At 44.8% G+C, this 4,102-nt stretch carries 1 protein-coding gene; it reads right to left on the bottom strand.

Annotated elements, in window-relative coordinates:
• A partial coding sequence (locus tag ACRC32_RS04095) for a PKD domain-containing protein (protein WP_438552780.1) occupies positions 1–4,102 on the bottom strand: 4,102 nt, incomplete at both ends.

The following is a 4,102-nucleotide window of genomic DNA, read 5'->3' as shown; positions in this document are numbered from 1 at the left end:
TCCTTCCGATACGTTAGTATCGCCTGTAATAGTGGTAATCGTTGGAGTGACATTATCGACCGTGACATCGATAGTTTGTTTTGTTTCTGCACCATCGGAATCAGTGACAGTTAATGTGACAGTGTAATTGCCATTTTGTGTGAATACATGAGATACATCCTTTCCGATTATTGGTTCGCTTTCATCGCCGAAGTTCCAAGTATAGGTTAAGGTGTCATTGCCTTTATCAGTTGCGATCGCGCTAAAGTTAGCCGTATCTCCTTCTAATACGTCAGTATCACCCGTAATATTGGTAATAGTCGGGGTAACATTTTTAACTGTTACCTCTGTTGTTTGGCTAGTAGAAGCACCATCCGAATCGGTTACGGTAAGAACGATTGAATAAGTACCATTGTTGGTAAAGGTATGAGATACGGATTGACCTTCAATTGGATCTGAAGCATCACCAAAATCCCAAGTATAGGTTAGAGTATCCGATCCTTTTTCGGTAGCAGTAGCACTGAAACTAGCGTCCGTACCTTCAGAGATATCCGACTCGATATCAATGCTCTCGATCGCGGGGGCGACATTAGATACGGTGACATCGATGGTATTGGTAGTAGTAGCACCGTCTGAATCTGTTACTGTCAGGGTTACAGTATAGTTGCCATTGTTAGAAAAGATATGACTGACATTACTACCTTCTACTTCCTCTGTATCATCTCCAAAGTTCCAGGTGTAGGTTAGTGTATCGTTTCCAGGATCGATCGCTTCTGCTGTAAAGTTAGCGGTTTCTCCCTCATTAACATTGGTATCTCCCGTCAGGGTATTAATAGTCGGGGCTACGTTAAGTACAGTAACTTGTACGGTAGCCTCCGTTGCCGCACCCGCATTGTCGGTTACGGTGAGCGATGCTGTATAAATACCATTTTGGGTGTAAGTATGGGTGGGATTGAGGGCATCTGTTGTGGTAGATCCATCTCCGAAATCCCAAGCTACGGTATGAGTATCGAGGATTCCAGGATCGTTGAAAGTGGCGTTAAATTCAACTGATTGCCCTTCATTCGTAGTTTGGTTCTCTCCTGCATTGACGACAGGTGCGAGATTACTAACTGCGATCGCTTCTGTTTGAGTAATAGTCGCACCATCGCTATCGGTAACAGTTACGGTAGCGTTATAGTTACCCTCTTGTACCCAAGTATGAGTTACATTTTCACCTTCAACTGGTTGAGTACCGTCACCAAAATTCCAGGTATAAGTTAGTGTATCGTTACTCGGATCGATCGCGGTGACATTATAACTACCCGTATCTCCTTCCGATACTGTAGTGTCTCCACTAACGTTTTTTATGGTGGGAGTTACGTTGTTAACGATGACATTTAAAGATGAAGTAGTAGAAGCACCGTCAGAATCGGTGACAATTAGGGTTACGGTATAGTTACCATTGTTGGTGTAGATATGACTGACATCGCTACCTTCTACTTCGTCCGTATCATCTCCAAAGTTCCAGGTATAAGTTAGGGTATCATTTCCAGAATCGGTGGCGATCGCACCGAAGTTAGCAGTTTCTCCTTCGTTGACATTAGTATCGCCCGTGATAGAAGCGACTACAGGGGCTACGTTATCGACAACTACAGTTCTAGTCGAAGCTGTCGCATCCCCATAATTGTCGGTAACGGTTAGGGTAACGGTATAAGTACCGTTTTGAGTGTAGGTATGAGTTGGTGTTAGGGTTTCTGTGTTAGTATTTCCGTCACCAAAGTCCCAATTAATTGTATGGGTGTCGATCGCACCTGGATCGGTATAGCTACCATTGAAGGTTATGGCAGTTCCTTCATTTGTAGTTTGATTTTCCCCCGCATTGACTACGGGTGCGGCATTGAGTACGGTTACTGTTAAGATTTGAGTGATAGCAGCACCGTGGTCGTCGGTAACGGTGACGGTTGTGTTATAAGTGCCATCATCTACAAAAGTATGGCTGACATTTTCTCCTGCTAGTGTATCGCTACCATCTCCCAAATTCCAGGTGTAAGTTAAATTGTCATTACCTGGATCGATCGCACTGACGCTGAAGTTGTTGGTATCTCCTTCTGTAGCCTCGGTGTCGCCTGTAAGGTTGGTAATGGTAGGTGCTACATTATTGACCGTAACATCTAAGTTGGAGGTTGCGCTAGCACCATCGGAATCGGTAACGGTGAGATTGACTGTATAGTTACCGTTTTGTGTGAATATATGAGTTACGTTTTGACCCTCAATTGGATCTGTTCCGTCTCCGAAATTCCAGGTATAGGTGAGGGTATCGTTACTCGGATCTGTAGCAATCGCACTAAAGTTAGCAGCCGTTCCTTCGTTCGTATTGGTGTCGCCTGTAATGTTAGTAATAGTCGGTGCGACGTTAGTTACGGTGACATCCATGCTAGAAGTAGTAGCTACTCCTTCGTCATCTGTCACCGTTACGGTGACGGTGTAATTGCCATTGTTGTTGAAGACGTGAGTAACATTCTCACCCGATACTGGATCTGTACCATCTCCGAAATCCCAAGTAATAGTCAGTGGATCGTTACCTGGATCGGTGGCATTAATACTAAATGTTGCCGTATCTCCCTCTTTGACATTAGTGTCTCCCGTCAGAGCATTAATTACGGGTGCGGCATTGTTAACTGTTACGATAACGCTAGCATTGGTAGCCGCACCATCTGAATCTGTAACTGTAATGGTGACGGTGTATGTGCCTTCGGTTGTGTAAGTATGAGTGGGATTGAGGGTATCTGCTGTGGTAGATCCATCGCCAAAATCCCAGGTAATAGTATGAGTATCGAGGATACCAGGGTCATTGAAAGTAGCGTTAAATTGAACTGTTTGTCCTTCCGAGGTAGTCTGGCTATCGCCAGCATTGACAGTGGGTGCGACGTTAAAAACTTCTATAGTTAGGGTTTGGGTTGTTTCTGCACCATCGTCGTCTGTTACGGTAAGGGTTGTGTTGTATGTGCCGTTTTGCGCGTATGTATGATTGACTTCGTTACCCGTAACTGTTTCGGTATCGTCACCAAAGTTCCAGGTATAGGTTAGTTCGTCATTTCCTGGATCGATCGCACTGGCATTAAATAAACCCGTTTCTCCTTCATCTAGATTGGTGTCGCCAGTAAGAGAATTAATGGTAGGTGCGATATTATTGACAGCGATCGAATGGGTTTTTGCAGTAGCAGCACCATCCGAGTCGGTGACGGTTAGGGTAACGGTATAATTGCCATTATCGGTATAGGCGTGGGTAACTTCAGTTCCCGTTGCCCCTTCGGTGCCGTCGCCGAAATCCCAAATATAGGTGAGGGTGTCGTTTCCAGGATCTGTTGCGATCGCACTGAAGGTAGCGGTATCTCCTTCCGATATTTCGGTGTCACCTGTTAGAGATGCGATCGCGGGGGCGACGTTGAGTACAGTAATAGTAGTAGTGTCGGATGCAACGGCGTTATCTGAATCGGTTACGGTTAAAGTGGCGGTGTATGTACCATTGTCGGCGTAGGTATGGGTTGGTTGTAGGTTATTGGTAATAGTAGTTCCGTCGCCGAAGTTCCATTCTGTATTGTGGGTGTCGTTGATGCCAGAGTCGGTAAATGAACCATTTAGAGTAATGTTCGTTCCTTCATTGACTGTAAGATCGAATCCCGCAGATACGATCGGGGTGGCATTGGCGACGGCGATCGCAATTTGATGAGCGATCTCACCACCGTGAGAGTCGTTAACGGTTAGGGTGGCGTTGTATGTACCGTTTTGAGTATAAGTATGATTTACGCTTTCACCTGTAGAGGATTCGGTATTATCACCAAAGTTCCAAGTATAAGTGAGTTCGTCTTTTCCAGCATCTAGCGCGATCGCGCTAATTGTGGTGGAAATTCCTTCGATAATGTTTTCTGGAATATTTGTACTGGTTATGGTTGGTGGTGCGTTGTTGACTGTAATTGTTACTGTAGCTGGGTTAGAGAGGATACCATCATTATCGGTGACGGTGTAAGTAAATGTTTCTTCTCCGACGAAGCGATCTTTTGATGTATAAGTAACAGTACCATCGTTATTAACTTTGAGAGTACCATGAGCTAAAGAAATTTCTCCTTCTGTTTTTCCTGCA

Source organism: Chroococcidiopsis sp. (genome assembly GCF_051657925.1).
GTDB lineage: Bacteria > Cyanobacteriota > Cyanobacteriia > Cyanobacteriales > Chroococcidiopsidaceae > Chroococcidiopsis.
The sequence above is the reverse complement of the archived record's forward strand: the minus strand, read 5'-3'. Positions and strand labels throughout refer to the sequence as shown.